Origin of the sequence: Cupriavidus alkaliphilus (genome assembly GCF_014191175.1) — a bacterium.
In the GTDB taxonomy this organism is placed as follows: Bacteria; Pseudomonadota; Gammaproteobacteria; order Burkholderiales; family Burkholderiaceae; genus Cupriavidus; species Cupriavidus alkaliphilus.
Genome location: NZ_JACHWE010000007.1, coordinates 118762 through 136050, shown reverse-complemented (window position 1 = coordinate 136050; position 17289 = coordinate 118762). Strand labels below are relative to the sequence as shown.

The following is a 17289-nucleotide window of genomic DNA, read 5'->3' as shown; positions in this document are numbered from 1 at the left end:
GGGCGCGCTGCGCCGCCCGCAGCAGGGGAACGCTGGGCGGCGCTTTCAGCCCTGCTGCCACGCGGCGATCTCGTCCGGTGCCAGCCAGCCGGCAAGGGCCTCGCCGAGATCGCCAGGTGCCTGCGGCGGCGTCGGTTCGGCCGCGGGCGTGCGGCTGAAGCGCGGCGCCGGCGCGGGCTGCACCACGCCATCGACCTCCACAAAGGTGCCGCGCGCCTTCAGGTGCGGATGCTCCGGGGCCTCGGCGAAGGAAAGCACCGGCGCGAAGCAGACGTCGGTGCCTTCCAGCAACGCGCACCAGTCCGCGCGCGAGCGGGTACGGAATGCAGCCGCCAGCACCGCCCGCGCGCGCGGCCAGCTGGCTTCGTCCATCTGCCCGCCGATAGCCTCGGCGCGCAGGCCCATGCGCTGCAGCAGTTCGGCGTGGAAACGCGCCTCGATCGGACCGATCGAGATCCATTTGCCGTCGGCGCACTGGTAGACGTCGTAGAACGGCGCGCCCGAATCCAGGATATTGCTGCCACGCTGCGCACGCCATTTGCCGGCGGCGGCCAGGCCGAAGAACGTCATCGCCATCGAGGCGGTGCCATCGACGATCGCGGCATCGACCACTTGCCCCTGCCCGGACGTGCGCGCTTCAAGAAGCGCCGCGAGCATGCCCATGGCCAGATACAGGGCGCCGCCGCTCATGTCCCCCAGCAGCGCGAGCGGGACCGCGGGCGGCTCCCCGTTGCGGCCGATGGCGTCAAGCGCGCCGGTCAGCGCAATGTAGTTGATGTCATGGCCGGCCACATGGGCCAGCGGCCCGTGCTGGCCCCAGCCGGTGATGCGGCCGTAAACCAGGCGGGAATTGCGAGCCAGGCATTGATCCGGCCCCAGTCCCAGCCGTTCGGTCACCCCGGGACGGAAGCCTTCGATCAGCCCGTCGGCCTCGGCGACCAGCCGCAGCACACGCTGCACGGCTTGCGGTTGCTTCAGGTCCAGCGCGATCACCCTGCGGTTGCGCAGCGTCAGGTTGTACCGCAGAGGCTTCGGCACGCCCAGGTCCACCGGGGTCTCGCGCTCGATGCGCAGGACGTCGGCGCCCATGTCGGCAAGCAACATGGCGGCCATGGGCCCGGGGCCGATGCCGGCCAGCTCTACGATCTTCACGCCCGCCAGGGGACCCTGCTTGCGTCGTGGCACGGTGGAGCCGGTCATATGGCCTCCACTGCCATCGACGGCCGCCCTGCCACCAGCCGCGTGCGCACGAAGTCGAACAGCGACGGCGCGGCATCGGCCAGCAACGCGCTGCCCAGGCGCGCGGCGCATCGGTTTTCCGCACCCGGCGCAGCGCGCCATTCGTGCAGGCGACGCGTGAACAGCCCCAGCACGTGCTCTTCCGTCATGCCGATGGCACCGTGCACGGCGTGCGCGATGGCGGCCACACGTGCCGCGGCGCCGGCGCACCGCATCTTCGCCGTGGCGGCGAGCAGCGGGTCGGGCAGATACCCGTTGCTGGCCGCACATCCCAGCCGTGCCGCCAGCGCTGCGGCGACGACCTGTTCGGCCAGCACGCTCAGTTCCTGCTGCACCGCCTGGAACTGGCCGATGGCGCGCCCGAACTGGCGACGGTCAACGGCGTACGCCACGCAGAGCGCCTGGATGCGTGCCATGGCACCGGCCATGCCGGCCGCGTGCAGCGCATTGCAGATCGTCTCGGCATCGGCGCCCGGCGCGGCGATGCGCGCCACTCCCGCGTCCGTGCCGGCCCAATGCAGCGATGCCGACAACTGCGGTCGATAAACCCCGGGCTCGCACCGGGCGCCTTCTCGCGGCATCAGCAGCCAGTGACCGTTGTGGCTGACCAGCACCGAGGTGGCCACCGCCGCGCCCGGCACGTCTCGACAGGTAATGCCGCCCGCTGCATCGGTCTGCGCCGGTGCGATGGCGATGCAACCGCGGCCCGCGTCAACGCCAGCGTCAGCAAGGACCGCGCGCGCCACCGCGGTCTCCGCGAATGGCAGCGGCAGTCCGGCGCGGCCCGCGGCAACGGCGAGCGGGAACAGGTCGGACAGCGCCAGCCCGGCGCCGCCGTGTGGTTCGGGCACCAGTGCATCGGTGTAGCCCAGCGCATCGATGCGCGCCCACAGTTCGGCCGCGCCCTCGCCCGCTTCGGCGCGGCGCAGTTGTTCGTCGTTGCAGAGCGTGAGCAGGGGCCGCTCGAACCCGTCCAGCAGGGAATCGTTCATGAAGAATCTGCCTATCAGCGAAGACCGAGGCTGCGGGCGATGATGCCTCGCAGGATCTGCCGCGTGCCGCCGCGCAGCGAATAGCTCGGGGCAATCTGGTTGACATAGGCCAGCGTGCGCGCCAGCCCCGGTGAAGCGGCGCGTCCGTCGCGCTCCAGTGCGGCCTGGATCCAGCCCGGCAGCGCTTGTTCGAACTCGGTGCCGAGATCCTTCACCAGCGCGGCATCGAACTCGGGGTTCAGGCCCTTGTCGAGCTGGTCCGCCACCGCGAGCGACATCGCGCGCAGCACCGCCAGGTTGCCGGCGATGCGTCCGGCTGCCTCGGTTGCGGCGGCCGAGACCGCGCCGGCTGCGCGCAACTCGCCCAGCCAGGCCTCGGCCAGCACCAGGCTGGAATAGATGCGCTCCGGCCCGCTGCGCTCGAAAGCCAGTTCCGCGGTCACCTGCTTCCAGCCGGAGCCTTCCTCGCCGATCAGCGCGTCAGCGGGCAACTGCACATCCTCGAACAAGACCTCGCAGAAATGCGCGTCGCCAGCCACATCCCGGATCGGGCGGACCGTGATGCCAGGCAGCGACAGGTCGACGATCACCTGCGACAGGCCCTGGTGGCGGTCCTCGGGCGTGCCGGAAGTCCGCACCAGCGCGCACATATAGTGCGAGCGGTGCGCGTTGGTGGTCCAGATCTTGCGCCCGTTGAGCAGCCAGCCGCCGGCGTTGCGCGTGGCGCGCGTGCGCACGCTGGCCAGGTCCGAGCCGGTGTCGGGTTCGCTCATACCGATGCAGAAGAAGGCCTCGCCGCGGATGATGCGGGGCACGTAGAAATCGCGCTGAGCCGGCGTGCCATAGCGCAGGATCAGCGGCGCGGTCTGCCGGTCCGCGATCCAGTGCGCCGACACCGGTGCGCCCGCCGTCAGCAACTCTTCCAGCAGCACGAAGCGCGCAAAGCCGCTGCGCCCGCCGCCGCCATACGCGCGCGGCAGCGTAAGCCCGATCCATCCCTGCTGCGCCAGGGCTCTGCTGAAGTCCGCGTCAAAGCCGAGCCACGCGCGCGCGCGGGCCTCGGGGCCGATGCCGCGCATGGCCGCTTGCAGGAACGCCCGCACGGGCGCGCGCAGGGCCTCGTCCTCGGGCGGGATCGCGGTGAGGCCGGGCGTGGGAAGCATGAAGGTCAAGGTAGCTCCGGAAAGTCAGCGGTTAATCCGACGGGCCGCGGCAACGCGCCGTCGGATGGCATAATTTATGGTTCCATCGCGGCGTCCGTCCAATACCGGATAGAGACCGCCCGATATGTCCTACGTATTGCGCCGGCGCGGCAGCCGGTGCCGACCCGTTGCCCAGGCGCGTTGCCGCCCTTGCCCCCATGGAGCTTCGTCAACTCAAGCAGGTCCTGGTCCTGGCTGAAACGCTGAACTTCCACCGTGCCGCCGAACGCCTGCACATGGCACAGCCGCCGCTTTCCACTTCCATCCGCAAGCTGGAGGAAGAACTCGGCGTGACCTTGTTCGACCGGCTACCCACCGGCCTGCGCCTGACCCCGGCGGGTGAAGTCGTGCTGCGCAATGCGCGCCGTGCGCTGTTCTATTCGGAAGAGCTGCGCCGCGCCGCGCGGGAAGGCGAAGCCGGCGAGCAGGGGCTGCTGCGACTTGGCTTTGTCGGCTCGGCAACGTACTCGATGATGCCGCAGCTGATCCGCAGCTATCGGCGGCAATATCCGGGCGTGGACCTGACGATCGAGGAATCCACCACCGCGGAGCTGCTGCGGCGGCTGGAACACCATTCGCTGGACGTGGCGCTGGTGCGCTACCCGGTATTGGAGCCCACGGACGCGCAGCTGACGCTGCTTCAGCACGACAACTTCATGCTGGCCGTCAGCGCCGACTCGCCGCTGGCCGCTCGAGCGGAGGTGGCGCTCGCCTCGCTGGCCGACGAGCCCTTCATCATGTATTCGCGCGCCATGGTGCCGTCAATGTACACGCTGATCACCCATGCGCTGCACGAGGTAGGCGTCAAACCCCGCATTGCCCAGCACGCGGTGCAGGTGCAGACCATCCTGAGCCTGGTGGAGAGCGGACTTGGCGTGGCGCTGGTGCCCGGCGCGGCGCTCAGGTACAGCGGCGACGGCGTGCGCCTGCTGCCGCTGACCGACTGGCCGGCACGCCAGGCCGTGGGCATCGCGCTGGCAACACTGCCCGACGCGGTGACCGCCACCGCCGCCAACTTCATCGCCTTGGCCCGCACGCTGGTGCCGGCCGCGCCGGACTGAAGGCCTACTCCTGGTGGATGCCCGCGGTCTTGACGATGCGCCGGGTACGATCGATCTCGCTCAGCTGGAAGTCGCGCAGTTGCTGCGGGCCGCCCGGGAACACGCTGCCGCCCAGGGTCTCGATGAAACGCGTGCTTTCCTGGGTCATCAGCAGTTCGCGCACGGCCTGCGACAACTTGTCCACCACGGCCTGCGGCGCCTTGGCGGGCAGGAACACGCCGGTCCACGCGAAGGTCTCGTAGCCCTTGCTGCCCGCCTCCGCGATGGTCGGCACGCCGGGCAGGTCCTTGAGCCGTTCCGGGCTGCTGACCGCCAGCGCGCGCACCTTGCCGCCGCGGACCAGCGGCATCACCGCGCTGACTTCGGCCATGGTGTAGTCCACGCTACCCGCGGCCAGGTCGGCCATGGCGAGCGAGGTGCCCTTGTACGGAATCGGCGTGGCGCGGATGCCGCGGCTTTCGTGGAACAGTTCCAGGGCCACCTGGTAGGTCGGCGTGCCGCTGGCGTAGTTAAGCTTGCCCGGCGCCTTGCGCGCGGCGTCAACGAGGCTGTCGAGCGTCTTGTACGGAGAATTGGCCGGCACCGCCAGCACCATCGGGAAGCGCGCGATGCGGGCTACCGGGGCGAAATCCTTGATCGGGTCATACGGCAGGCTCTTGAACACGGCCGCATTGGTGACCATCGGCGAATTGCTGGCGACAAACAATGTATAGCCATCCGGCACGGCCTCTGCAACCTGCTTGGCCGCAATGAAGCTGTTCGCCCCTGGCTTGTTCTCCACCACGAAGGGTTGGCCGAACTTCTGGCTCAGGTGCTGGCCGATATAGCGCGCCGTGGTGTCCGCCCCGCTACCCGGCGGCAGCGAGACAATGATCTTGACTGCCCGCTCCGGGTACTGGGCCGCGGCGGTACCGGCACCCAGCATCAACAGGATGGCAGCCAGGCAATGGCCAACGCGTAGTCGTTTCATGTTGTCTCCGTGCTTCGTGCTTTGGTGCACTGTAATGGGATTGCGGGCTACCGGCTGACGGCCGCGAGCCTGGCCGTGCGGGTGGCTCCTGTCATTCGGGTTCGATCCCTGCGGCGCGTGCGGCGCCGCTCCATCGCGCTGTTTCCGACCGCAAGTATGCGGCAAAGCGTTCTGGCGTCGAGTGGTGAAGCTCGACCCCTTGCGGCGCAAACTGGCTGCGCAGCCCGGCGTCGTCCACCGCGGCATTCGCCGCCTGGTTCAGCCGCTGGATCATCGCCACGGGCGTCTGCGCCGGCACCAGCATGCCGTGCCAGGTGGGCGCGGCAAAACCCGGCATCAGGCTCTCGGCGAGCGTCGGCACGTCGGGCAGCGCCGCAACCCGACGCTCGCTGGTGAGGGCAAGCGCCCGGGCCCGGCCATCACGGATGAACGGCAACGCTGAACTGACCGCATCCAGCATGAATTGCGTACGGCCGCCGATCAGGTCGGTCATGGCCGGCGCGGTGCCCTTGTAGGGAATGTGGTTGGCCTGCAGGCCACGGGCTTGCAGCAGCAGCGCCACGGCCAGATGCGTGATGTTGCCGACGCCCCCGGTGCCATAGGACAGCTTTCCGGGATTCGCCTTCAGATACTGCTCGAACTCGGCGATCGTCGTGACCGGCAGCGACGGATTGACCATCAGCACCGCTGGAATCGTCGCGGTCAGGGCAACCGGCCGGAAGTCACGCAGCGGATCATACGGCAGCCGCTGGTACAGCGCCGGGCTGATCGCAAAGCCGGACGAATGGTAAAGCACGGTATAACCATCGGCGGGCGCCTTCGCCACCAGCTCGCAGGCGATGTTGCCGCTGGCTCCGACCCGGTTTTCCACCAACACCGGCTGGCCCAGCTGCTGTGCCATCTTCAGCGCAAGCGCGCGCGCCACGACGTCAGTGGGCCCGCCGGCGGCATACGGCAGCACCAGCCGCACCGGCTTCGATGGCCACCCCTGCGGCAGTTGCGCGGCGCGCGCCAGTGGCAGCGCGGCCATGGCGCCCAGCATGGCGAGCGCCTGGCGGCGGTTCGTTGTCATGGTCTCCTCCTGTTCTGTTGTTCCACATCGGTTCCACATGGCTCCGGCGTCAGCGCCGGAGAAACCCGTCGAGCGCGGCCTCATGCTCCGCGGTGTGGTGCGCCAGCGCCTGGAAGCCGGCAGACATCTCGAGCAACGACGACAAACGGGTATGCTGCCCTTCACGCAACAGCCGCTTGGTCATGCGCAGTGCGTGGGCCGGGTTGGCGGCGATACGCTGCGCCAGCGCCAGCGCGGCCGGCATCAGTTCATCCGCCGGCACCACGCTGGATACCAGTCCCCACGCCAGGGCCTGCTGCGCATCGACAGGTTCGCCGGTAAACGACATCTCACAGGCGCGCGACATGCCCACCGCGCGCGGCAGCAGCCAGGCCCCGCCATCGCCGGGCAACAGGCCAAGCTTGACGAAGCTCTCGGCAAACACCGCTGTCTCCGAGGCGATGCGGATGTCGCACATGCAGGCCAGGTCATTGCCGGCGCCATAGGCGGGCCCGTTGACCGCGGCAATGGTCGGGACCTCGAGCTCGTACAGCGCCAGCGGCACCCGCTGGATGCCGTCGCGATAGGCGTAGCGGCTCTGCGCCGGCTCGCCGAGCCCGGTGCCGACCGAGTCGCGCAGCGTCTTCAGGTTGCCGCCCGACGAAAAGGCCGGCCCGGCGCCGGTCAGCACCAGCACGCGCACCGAGAGGTCGCGGTTGACTGCCTCGCACATGGCCACCAGCCCGGCGATCGCGTCCGCATCGGACAAGGCATTGCGCGTCTGGGGACGGTTCATGGTGGCCACGGCCACGTGCCCGATCTTTTCGAACTTCAGGAATTCACTCATGGCGGGATCCTTGTGCCGGTACGGCGTGTTTCATGCGCATCAGGCGCAGGGGTGAATAGGTCAGCACGGTCTGGCCATGCTGGTTGACCACGGCGTTGCGGGTACGCACCAGCCCCCGCCCCGGCCTGGAGGTGGCACGGTGCTCTACCACCTCGCATTCGACACGAATGGTGTCGCCGACGAAGGTCGGCGCGCTGACGTCCAGGCTGGCGTTCAGGAACGCGAGGCCCGTGCCCTGCATCGATGGCGTGACCAGGCCTTCGGCGCAGGCGTACAACAACGCCGCCGGCACGACGCGCCCCGGAATCGCCATGTCCGAGCGGTCGCCCGCGTTGGTGAACAGCTCTTCATTGAGCCAGCTCAGGTTGACGAAGCTGACCAGGTCGGCCTCGGTAATGGTGCGGCTGCGCGACCGGAATCGCGTACCGGCGGCAAGGTCGTCCCAGAACAAGCCCGTGTTGAGCACGATCATGGCGGCCTCCGTTCAGTAAGACTTGGGCAGGCCGAGCACCTTCTCGGCGATAAAGCACAGGATCAGCTGGGGGCTGATCGGGGCGATGCGCGGAATCAGGGATTCGCGCAGGTACCGCTCCACGTGGTACTCCTTGGCGTAGCCATAGCCGCCATGGGTCATCACCGCGGTCTGGCAGGCCTTGTAGCAGGCTTCGCCGGCCAGGTACTTGGCCGCATTGGCCTGGGCGCCGCAGTTCTCGCCGCCATCGAAGCGCCGCGCCGCTTCCAGCATCATCAGGTGCGCGGCCTCCAGCTCCATCCAGCATTCAGCCAGCGGATGCTGCACGCCCTGGTTCTTGCCGATGGCCCGACCGAAGACGACGCGTTCCCTGGCGTACTGCGCCGCGCGCGCCAGCGCCGCACGGCCCAGCCCGACCGCCTCGGCGGCCACCAGGATGCGCTCGGCGTTCATGCCGTGCAGGATGTAGTGAAAGCCCTTGCCCTCGTCGCCGATGCGGTCATCTGCCGCAACCCGGAGATCATCGATGAAGACCTGGTTGGTATCGACCGCCTTGCGCCCCATCTTGTCGATCTCGCGCGTTTCCACGCGATCCCGATCGATCATGGTGTAGAAAAGGCTCAGCCCATCGGTCTTGCCGCTCACCGCCTCCAACGGCGTGGTGCGTGCCAGGATCAGCATCTTCTCGGCGCAGCTGGCGGTCGAAATGAAGGTCTTGGTGCCGTTGAGCAGGTAGTGGTCGCCATGCCGCTGGGCGCGCAGTTTCAGCTGCGTAGTGTTCAGGCCGGTATCGGGCTCGGTGACGGCGAAGCACGCCCGTTCACGCCCGGCCACCAGCGGCGGCAGCATGCGCCGCTTCTGTGCCTCGGTGCCGAATGCCACCACCGGGTGGAGCCCGAAGATGTTCATGTGCACCGCGGAGGCTCCGCTCATGCCCGCACCGGACTCCGCAATGGCCTGCATCATCACCGCGGCCTCGCTGATGCCGAGGCCGGTGCCGCCGTATTCCTGCGGGATGCAGATGCCCAGCCACCCCGCCTCGGCGAGCGACTGGTGGAATTCGGACGGGAAGCCGCCAACGTGGTCCTTCTCGAGCCAGTAGTCGGCGTCAAAGCGCGCGCAGATCTTCAGGATGGCATCGCGGATCTCGCCGTGCCCTGGGGAAAGATTCAGTTCCATGGATAGCTGTGGGTAAGGGATCAAGGCTGTTCGGGCACATAGGTGGCAGACGCGGCCGCCATCGCTTCGATCTGCGCGGCGCTGTAGCCCGCCTCTGCCAGCACTTCGGCGCTGTGCTCGCCCAGGCGCGGCGCGTGCCGCTCGAGGCCAGGCTGGGAGCGCGACCAGCGGGTAGGAATCGCCATGGAACGGATGCGACCCTCGGTGGGATGCTCGACCAGCTCAAAGAAGCCCACTTCCTGCAGATGCGGGTCGCTCATCAGCGAATCGAGCGTGTGCATCGGCATCACGGGAATGTCGGCGGCTTCGAGCAACGCGGTCCACTCCGCCGAGCTACGCGTGGCCATCACGTCGCTGAGCATGCGATACAGCTCGTGGATATGCCGGGTGCGCTCGCCGATCGAAGCGAAACGCGGATCCGAGGCCATCACCTCGGGCTTGCCGATCAGCGCAAAGAACGCCTGCCACTGCTTGTCGTTGTAGACCATCACGCACAGGTAGCCGTCGCGGGTACGGTAGGGCCGGCGGTGGTCATTGAGCAGGCGCGTATAGCCGGCCGGCCCCTCCGGCGGCTCGAAGGTCTGGCCGTACATGTGGTCCCCCAGGACAAACTGCGCCATGGTTTCGAACATCGGCACTTCAACCGACTGGCCCGCGCCGGTACGCTCGCGATAAAGCAGCGCAGCCGTCACCGCATTGGCCGCGCTCATGCCGACGATCCGGTCGGCCATGGCGTTCGGTGCATAGCGCGGCACCTCCGATCCCGCCAGCATGCTGAGCGAGGGGATGCCCACCGCGCCCTGGATCAGGTCGTCATAAGCGGGCCTGGCCGCATAGGGGCCGCGCTGTCCGTAGCCGTACACGCCGACATAAATGATGCGGGGGTTGACCGCCGCCACTTCCTCATAGCCCAGCCGCAAGCGCGCCATCGCCTGCGGACGCACGTTGTAGATCAGCACGTCCGCGTCCGCGGCAAGGCGCAGCAGCGCCTCGCGCCCGGCGTCCTGCTTCAGGTCCAGTACCACACTGCGCTTGTTGCGGTTGGCATGCAGGAACACGCTGGCCATGCCCGGATTGCGCCCCGGCCCGATGGCCCGCACGTTGTCGCCCCCCGGCGGTTCGACCTTGATGATGTCGGCGCCGAGATCGCCAAGGATCTGGGTGGCGTACGGCCCCATCAGGACGGTGGTCAGGTCCACCACGCGCACGCCTGTCAAGGGTCCGCTCATATTGACCGCCCTCGCGGCGCCGTCGTTCGTGGCGATTGCTGCACCACCGCACACCCTGCCTTGCGCACTTGCATTGCTGTCTCCCCTTTATCGATGGGGCCATGCTACGAAACCCGGCATGCCGCGAAAAATACTTTGTTTGTGTCGCGCGATACCTGGTTCGTATCGGCTGCGCTATCGGCCCGGCTGCGCGGCCGCCCCGACATGCCGGCGCACTACGGCCAGCCGGCGCCCCCCCCTTTCCGGGGAGTCCTGCCTGCCTTGCCCGCCTCCCATCATGAATGCATGCGATGTCGCAGCACGCCCGAGGCGCGGCGGCATCATCCTGAAGCCCGATCCGTGAGGAGAAACCGGTGGACGTCATCCGTACCGTTTTCCGTGAAGACCATGAAATGCTGCGCGAGACCGCGCGGCGTTTTTTCGAGCGAGAGTGCGCGCCGCGCCAGGCCCAGTGGGACGAGGCCGGCCGCGTGGACCGCGAGACCTGGCTGCGTGCCGGACGCGAGGGGCTGCTTTGCGCCGCGATTCCGGCGGAGTACGGCGGCGGCGGCGGAGATTTCGGCCATTCCGCCGTGATCCTGGAAGAGATGCATCGTGCCGGTATCTCGGGCGCCGGCTTTTCCCTCCATTCGGACATCATCTCGCCCTATATCAACCGGCTCGGCACCGAGGAGCAAAAGCGCAAGTGGCTGCCGTCGGTCTGCGCGGGGGAAACCATCCTGGCAGTCGGCATCACCGAGCCCGGCGGCGGCTCCGACGTCAAAGCCGCCCGGACCACCGCGGTGCGCGACGGCGACGAGTACGTCATCAACGGCAGCAAGACCTTCATTTCCAACGGCATGTCGGCGGACATGATCATGCTGGTCTGCAAGACCGATCCCGCTGCGGGCGCGAGGGGCATCAGCCTGATCATGGTGGAAACGCATCGCGAGGGGTTCCGCCGCGGCCGCAAGCTGCAAAAGGTGGGCCAGCCCGCCGCCGATACCGCGGAGCTGTTCTTCGACAACGTGCGCGTGCCCGCCAGCAACCTGCTTGGCGAAGAAAACCAGGGTTTCAGCTACCTGATGCAGGAACTGGCGCAGGAACGGCTGATCATCGCGCTCTACGCCGCCGTCGCCCTGGAGCGCCTGCTCGGCATCACGCTGGACTACGTCAAAGAGCGGCGCGCGTTTGGCCAGACCGTATGGGACTTCCAGAACACGAAGTTCAAGCTGGCCGACGTCAAGGCCCATGCCGTGGCGTTGCGCACCATGACTGACTATTACCTGGCCGAACACCTCAGGCGCAAGCTGACGGTGCAGGAAGCCGCCATCGCCAAGCTGCATGCCACCGAGACCCTGTGGAAATGCCTGGACGACATGGTCCAGCTGCACGGTGGCTATGGCTACATGCTGGAGTACCCCATTGCCCGGGCATTCGCCGACTATCGCGTTTCGCGCGTGGTCGGCGGCGCCAACGAGGTCATGCGGGACCTGATCGCGCGCAAGCTCTGACCGGCGCTTCCATTACCACGACAAACATGGAGAACACATGAGCGAAAAAGCACTGGTGGGCGGGGTCGGCATGATTCCGTTCAGCAAGCCTGGCGCCAGCCCAAGCTATACCGACATGGGCGCCGACGCCACGCGCCGCGCGCTGGCCGATGCCGGCATCGATTACCGCTTGGTGCAGCAGGCTTACGTCGGCTATGTCTACGGTGATTCCACCTGCGGACAGACCGCACTGTACGAAGTCGGCCTGACCGGAATCCCGATCGTCAATGTCAACAACAACTGTTCGACCGGTTCCACGGCGCTGTACCTGGCGCGCCAGGCCGTTGCCACCGGCGACGCCGACTGCGTGCTGGCGCTCGGCTTTGAACAAATGCAGGCTGGCGCGCTGAAGTCGCACTGGGACGACCGTCCTCGCACCCGTGCGCGCTTCCAGCACATTATGCAGGCGCTGACCGCGGACGTGCCGGAACTGCCGCAGGCCTTGCGCACGTTCGGCGGCGCTGGCCGCGAGCATATGCAGAAGTACGGCACCACGATGGAGGCCTTTGCCGCCATCCGTGCCAAGGCCAGCCGTCACGCCGCCAACAACCCGCTGGCGTTGTTCCGCAATGTGGTCACCACCGAGGACGTGATGAACGACAAGGTGATGTGGCCCGGCGTGATGACCCGTCTGATGGCCTGCCCGCCCACGTGCGGGGCCGCGGCGGCGTTGATCGTGTCGGAGAAATTCGCGAAGCAACACGGCCTGCGCAGCGATGTGCAGATCCTCGCGCAGGCCATGACGACCGACCCGGTCGATTCCTTCGATCCGCCTTCGCTGATCAGTTACGCGGGTTTCCATATGGCGCGTGCGGCGGCGGCAAAGGTGTACGACCAGGCCGGCGTGGACCCGAAGGACATTCGCGTGTGCGAGCTGCACGACTGCTTCGCGCATAACGAGCTGCTGACCTATGAGGCGCTTGGACTGTGCGAGATCGGCGCGGGCGAGAAGTTCGTGATGGATGGCAACAACACCTATGGCGGCCAGGTTGTCACCAATCCGTCCGGCGGGCTGCTGTCCAAGGGACACCCGCTGGGCGCCACCGGCCTCGCCCAGTGCTATGAGCTGACCCACCAGCTGCGCGGCACCGCCGAGCATCGGCAGGTCGCCAACGCCAACGTGGCGCTGCAGCACAACCTTGGCCTGGGCGGTGCCTGTGTGGTGACGCTGTATGGCAAGAACGCCGCCTGAGCGCGACCTCAATCCGGTTTTGCAGGCCGGGTGTTCCCGCCTGCAGATCCCATGGAGCCGCCGCAGAGCGGCCCTCAAGGAGACACCCATGCCACGCAACACCTTGCTGGCGCGATGCCTGGCCGCCGCAGCGCTGCTAGGCGCGCTTCCTGGCGCCGCCCTCACATCCGCACGGGCGCAGGGCTACCCCGAGCGCCCGGTCCGCATTGTCTCGGTCACCAGCGCTGGCACCGGGGTGGACGACTACACCCGGCTGCTGGCGAAGTACCTGCACCAGAAAACCGGCCAGAGCTTCTTCGTCGAGAACCGGCCCGGCGCAAACACCATACTGGCGGCGGACTACGTAGCCAAGGCAGCGCCCGACGGCTATACCTTGCTGCTGGCGTCGGCATCGACGATGTCGGCCAACCCGTTCCTGTTCCGGTCCCTGCCCTACAACCCGCAGCGCGACTTCGTACCCGTGGCGCGCATGTCCGCCCTGCCGGTGGCGCTGGTCGTCGCCGCAAGTTCTCCCTACCGCAGCGTGGCCGACCTGACCAGTGCAGCGCGAGCCAGACCGGGCCAACTGAACTACGGCACAAGCAGCGCGGGCTACCGCGTCATGCTGGCCGCGTTCAACGATGTAGCCGGCATCCGTACGGTGGACGTGCCCTACAAGGCCATGAGCAATCTGCTGCCCGACCTGATTGGCGGCACGCTCGACTTTACCGCGCTGGAAATCTCGGCGGCGGTGCCACTGGTGGCATCGCGCAAGCTGCGGGCGCTGGCGGTGTTGGGCGACCAGCGCGTGCCGGCACTCGCGGACGTGCCCACCATCGCCGAGACCGGCATGGGCGGGGTCTCGGTGGTGAGCTGGATCGGGCTGTTCGCGCCCAAGGGTACGCCAGCCCCGGTGGTCGAGAAGCTGCAGGCCTGGGCATTGGAATTCGCCACTTCGCCAGAGGCGAAGCAGCACTACGTGCAGCGCGGTAGCACCGCCTACCCCGCTTCCGGCGCACAACTTGCCCGCATCATCGTCGAGGACCAGGGCAAATGGCAGCAGCTGATCAAAATGGCCGGCATCCAACCCGAATGAACGCCCGTGGCAGCGGCACGCTGCCACGCGTACGCTAAGCCGCGATCGGTCCATCGCAATCATGCGAGCGCGTGTGGTTGCCCCACATCGACGCAAGCCATCGGCCTGAAGCCGCCGCTCAAGCCACTCAAGCCGCTTCCGAACCCAGCTTGGATTCGATATTCCTGACCAGGCTTACCAGCCGCGGCCCCAGATTCTTCTCCAGGTGTTCTCGATCCGTGGCATACGCCGGCACGGTCAGGTTCAGCGCCATGGGCATGCCATGTACCGGCTGCCGCAGTGGCACGCCTACACCGGAGTAGGATGGGCTCCACTCCCCTTCGACCACGCAAAAGCCCTGCTCCGCAATCTGCCGCTGGGCAAGCTCCATCGGGACACGGTACTTCGCCCAGTCGTCGGGCTGCGCTTCACGCAGCCGTTCCAGCACCATCGTGCGTTCACGCGGATCCAGCGCATAAAGCAGCGCGCGGCCGATCGCTGAACGCAGGAAGGGGCGGGTCGAGCCGATGTCCGGTTTGTTGGAGCTCACCTCGCGGCCCTGCACCGTTTCGACGTAGACCACCTGAAGCCGATCGCGGGTTCCGATCGACACCGGACCCCGCGCGTACTGAGCCAGTTCCATCATCTCCGGCGCTGCCATCTGGCGAATGGTCATCTGCGACAGCAGTGGATAGCCCAGCGTCAGCACCGCCAGGCCCAGCGAGTACTTTCCGCTGCGGTCTCGCCTCAGGTAACCCAGTCCCATCAGCGTAAAGGTCAGGCGCGAGACCGTAGGCCGGGTCATGCCCAACCGTTCGGCAATGTCCTTGTTGCCAAGCGTCGTGCCGGCGCCGGCAAAGCAACCCAGCACGGCCAGGCCATGCGCGAGCGTGGAGGCGAACTGGGGGTGGTCGGACAGCGCCTCGGTGTCCAGAAATTCCGGGCTTGCGTCGTTGAATTCACTCACAAAGATGCTCCTTTTCCGGTGCCGCGCCCCAGATGCACGGCCAGTCGAATTAGACCTTGACATTGTACCCGCCGACGCCAAGACTGATTTCATCATACTGAAACACAACTGAGTTTTAATTCCACTATTCGGAATTCAAAGGGCCGCAACAACATACATATGAAAATTATCAAAAGCAGCCGCCAGGCGGAGACACCTCTGTTTTCTTTCGTGATCGTGGCGGACACGCATGTCAATGAGCACGATGAGGTGACGACGTCGCCATTTCTGACCAATGGTCTTGCCAATGGGCGTGCGCGTCACGTTTTCCAGCAGATCGCCGCCATGGACCCGCCACCGCGCTTCGTCATCCACCTTGGCGACATCGTCCACCCGGTGCCGGCGCTGCCGACCTTTCATGACGCCGTGGCTCGCTTCCGCGAAATTGCCGCGCCTGTACAGCCGCCACTGCACCTGGTGCCCGGCAACCACGACGTGGGCGACAAGTGCGTTGACTGGATGCCTGCGGATCAGGTATCGGACGATTATCTGGCGCTCTATCGCGACGTTTTCGGGGCCGATTTCTATGCCTTCGAAGAAGGCGGCCTACGGTGCCTCGTGCTTAACTCGTTGCTGCTGAATTCAGGGCTTGCCGACGAGCCGCGCCAGCAGGCATGGCTGGAAGCACAGATCACGGAGGCCGAGGCCGCCGGCCAGCGCGTCTTCCTCTTCATGCATTACCCACCATATCTCCATCGCCCCGATGAGCGCGGCAATTACGACAATATCGACGAGCCCGCACGCACATGGCTGCTGGCGCAGATGGCGCGGCCCGCCGTGGAGGCGGTGTTCGCCGGGCATGTCCACAACTTCTGGTATGACCGTGTCGGCACCGCCGACTTCTACATGCTGCCCTCCACTGCCTTCCTGCGGCATGATTTCTCCGAGTTCTATCGCGTCGCGCCACAAACCGAATTCGGTCGCGGCGACGCCGACAAGTTTGGCTATTTCGTGGTGGATGTTTTCGCCAACGGTCATGTTGCCTATGCGGTGCGTACGCAGGGCGTGGTGGCACAGCCCGACGAGCCATCCTCCCATCCGCAACTGCGCCTGCTGGCACACCCTCAGACCAGCGACTTTCACTGCGTTGGCGTAGAACTGCGCCATCCCTGGACCGAGGCCATGCAGATTACCGCGACCGGCGGCGTGCAGGAATTCGGCCGGAAGTGGGCGCGCAATGACTATCCGCTGCTGGCGCTTTGGGAAATGGGAGTGCGGTTGGCGAAAGTACCCGAGGTAGACCTCCTCGATGCGGACTGCCGCGCGCGCATGAAATTGATGGCCCCCAAGGGCCTCAACTATCTGGTCACCACCCTTGGCACGCCCAAGCCTGCCTTGCTCGACACGCCATTGCGTGACTGCGGCGTTTCCGGCTTTGAAGTCAACGCCACTTTCGCCAATTTCGAGAAGCAGCGCGACAGGTTGCGCACTCTTCGCGCGACCACCGGCGCGCAAATCTGGTACGCGAAAATCCTGAGCTACGAGCACGCCCAATATGATGGCAAGACCTTCAGTCACTACGTGAAATCCGGCTTTGGCACCGGTGAACTCGCCGAGTATGGTGAGCGACTCGCGGCCGCCCGCGAAGCCGGCGAAATCGACGGCGTCACGGTGCGCGTGGCCTCGCATGAATCGCTGTGCGAGGCGGCCGCCACCGCCGCCGCCTTTGCCAATCGATCCGGCTGTGGCGTACTACTCTCGCTGAAACTGGCCGGCGATAGCCTGGCCCGAGAGCGGGCAGATGATCGCGCGAACGTGGAACGGGTGGCACACGCGATGATCTTGTCCAAGGTGTTTCCGCGCCTTCGCTTTGTATTCGATACATTTATGGATGTGGATCGCGGCTATTTCCCTCGGCACGCCTTCATCGACCGCCGCTTCACACCGCGCGTCCCGGCGCAGGCCTACACCATGCTGTCAGCCCTGCTCTCGAACACCGGCGCCATCACGCTGGAGACTCCGCTGACCGATGCGCGCACATCGCTGCGCTTCAAGGCCGGCGGCACGCATTACTGGCTGGCCTGCGGCAACACCGATACCGTACGCGCCGTGCTCGCCGGCGTGCCGCACGACGCTGCCGTGTTCGATTTGTGCGGGGGGGACGGAGCCGCCCCCCAGGCTGCTGCGGCAGTACGCGCCACGCTTGACGCGCCAAGCCTGTGGCCGCGGCATGAAGTCATGCTCGTCCGACTCTAGGCATCGTTGGTACAGCGCCTTTTTCCCGGTCCAAATCATGATCCAACGTCATGTTCCGGCGGCCACC

15 protein-coding genes are annotated in these 17289 nt (G+C 66.8%); 5 read left to right on the top strand and 10 right to left on the bottom strand.

The genetic code is table 11. The features are described 5' to 3' along the window. Window positions 1-45: 45 nt before the first annotated feature. Genes FHX60_RS21965 through FHX60_RS21955 form a run of 3 tightly spaced genes read right to left on the bottom strand, consistent with a single transcriptional unit; the run spans window position 46 to window position 3394 of the window. Window positions 46-1200, bottom strand: a complete 1155-nt coding sequence (locus FHX60_RS21965) for a CaiB/BaiF CoA transferase family protein (protein ID WP_183284619.1) — start codon at window positions 1198-1200, stop codon at window positions 46-48. After that, entirely contained in the window at window positions 1197-2231 is a 1035-nt protein-coding gene (locus FHX60_RS21960) for an acyl-CoA dehydrogenase family protein (protein ID WP_183284618.1), read from the bottom strand. The genes FHX60_RS21965 and FHX60_RS21960 overlap by 4 nt, the downstream gene beginning before the upstream one ends. 14 nt (window positions 2232-2245) lie before the next feature. Continuing rightward, a complete protein-coding gene (locus FHX60_RS21955; RefSeq protein WP_183284691.1) occupies window positions 2246-3394 on the bottom strand; it encodes an acyl-CoA dehydrogenase family protein in 1149 nt (382 codons plus the stop codon). A gap of 197 nt (window positions 3395-3591) precedes the next feature. On the opposite strand from FHX60_RS21955, the gene FHX60_RS21950 reads away from it, so the two are divergent. Further along, a complete protein-coding gene (locus FHX60_RS21950; protein ID WP_183284617.1) occupies window positions 3592-4494 on the top strand; it encodes a LysR family transcriptional regulator in 903 nt (300 codons plus the stop codon). Window positions 4495-4498: 4 nt separating this feature from the next. Here FHX60_RS21950 and FHX60_RS21945 read toward each other — a convergent pair whose 3' ends face one another. From FHX60_RS21945 to FHX60_RS21920, 6 genes are all read right to left on the bottom strand, one after another. Continuing rightward, window positions 4499-5464, bottom strand: a complete 966-nt coding sequence (locus FHX60_RS21945) for a Bug family tripartite tricarboxylate transporter substrate binding protein (protein WP_112776413.1) — start codon at window positions 5462-5464, stop codon at window positions 4499-4501. 91 nt (window positions 5465-5555) lie between these two features. Beyond that, window positions 5556-6536, bottom strand: coding sequence for a tripartite tricarboxylate transporter substrate binding protein (locus tag FHX60_RS21940; protein ID WP_183284616.1), 981 nt, complete (start codon window positions 6534-6536; stop codon window positions 5556-5558). A 49-nt stretch (window positions 6537-6585) separates the two neighbouring features. Further along, on the bottom strand, window positions 6586-7362 hold the full coding sequence (locus tag FHX60_RS21935; protein WP_112776411.1) for a crotonase/enoyl-CoA hydratase family protein: 777 nt from the start codon (window positions 7360-7362) through the stop codon (window positions 6586-6588). Continuing rightward, the gene (locus tag FHX60_RS21930) at window positions 7355-7834 is read right to left on the bottom strand and encodes a hotdog family protein (protein ID WP_183284615.1); all 480 of its coding nucleotides are present in this window, start codon (window positions 7832-7834) and stop codon (window positions 7355-7357) included. Before FHX60_RS21930 ends, FHX60_RS21935 begins: the two co-directional genes overlap by 8 nt. A gap of 12 nt (window positions 7835-7846) precedes the next feature. After that, the gene (locus FHX60_RS21925; RefSeq protein WP_183284614.1) at window positions 7847-9013 is read right to left on the bottom strand and encodes an acyl-CoA dehydrogenase family protein; all 1167 of its coding nucleotides are present in this window, start codon (window positions 9011-9013) and stop codon (window positions 7847-7849) included. A gap of 20 nt (window positions 9014-9033) precedes the next feature. Continuing rightward, on the bottom strand, window positions 9034-10242 hold the full coding sequence (locus FHX60_RS21920) for a CaiB/BaiF CoA transferase family protein (protein WP_183284613.1): 1209 nt from the start codon (window positions 10240-10242) through the stop codon (window positions 9034-9036). A 353-nt stretch (window positions 10243-10595) separates the two neighbouring features. On the opposite strand from FHX60_RS21920, the gene FHX60_RS21915 reads away from it, so the two are divergent. From FHX60_RS21915 to FHX60_RS21905, 3 genes are all read left to right on the top strand, one after another. Next, entirely contained in the window at window positions 10596-11735 is a 1140-nt protein-coding gene (locus FHX60_RS21915) for an acyl-CoA dehydrogenase family protein (RefSeq protein ID WP_183284612.1), read from the top strand. Between the two features lie 37 nt (window positions 11736-11772). Further along, on the top strand, window positions 11773-12966 hold the full coding sequence (locus FHX60_RS21910) for a lipid-transfer protein (RefSeq protein ID WP_183284611.1): 1194 nt from the start codon (window positions 11773-11775) through the stop codon (window positions 12964-12966). 88 nt (window positions 12967-13054) lie between these two features. Next, window positions 13055-14041: a Bug family tripartite tricarboxylate transporter substrate binding protein gene (locus FHX60_RS21905; protein ID WP_183284610.1), complete on the top strand. Its 987-nt coding sequence runs from the start codon at window positions 13055-13057 to the stop codon at window positions 14039-14041. 127 nt (window positions 14042-14168) lie between these two features. Here FHX60_RS21905 and FHX60_RS21900 read toward each other — a convergent pair whose 3' ends face one another. Beyond that, window positions 14169-14987, bottom strand: coding sequence for an IclR family transcriptional regulator (locus FHX60_RS21900; RefSeq protein WP_258397019.1), 819 nt, complete (start codon window positions 14985-14987; stop codon window positions 14169-14171). 159 nt (window positions 14988-15146) lie between these two features. Between FHX60_RS21900 and FHX60_RS21895 the strand changes: the two genes are divergently transcribed. After that, window positions 15147-17222, top strand: coding sequence for a metallophosphoesterase (locus FHX60_RS21895; RefSeq protein WP_183284609.1), 2076 nt, complete (start codon window positions 15147-15149; stop codon window positions 17220-17222). Window positions 17223-17289 lie beyond the last annotated feature (67 nt).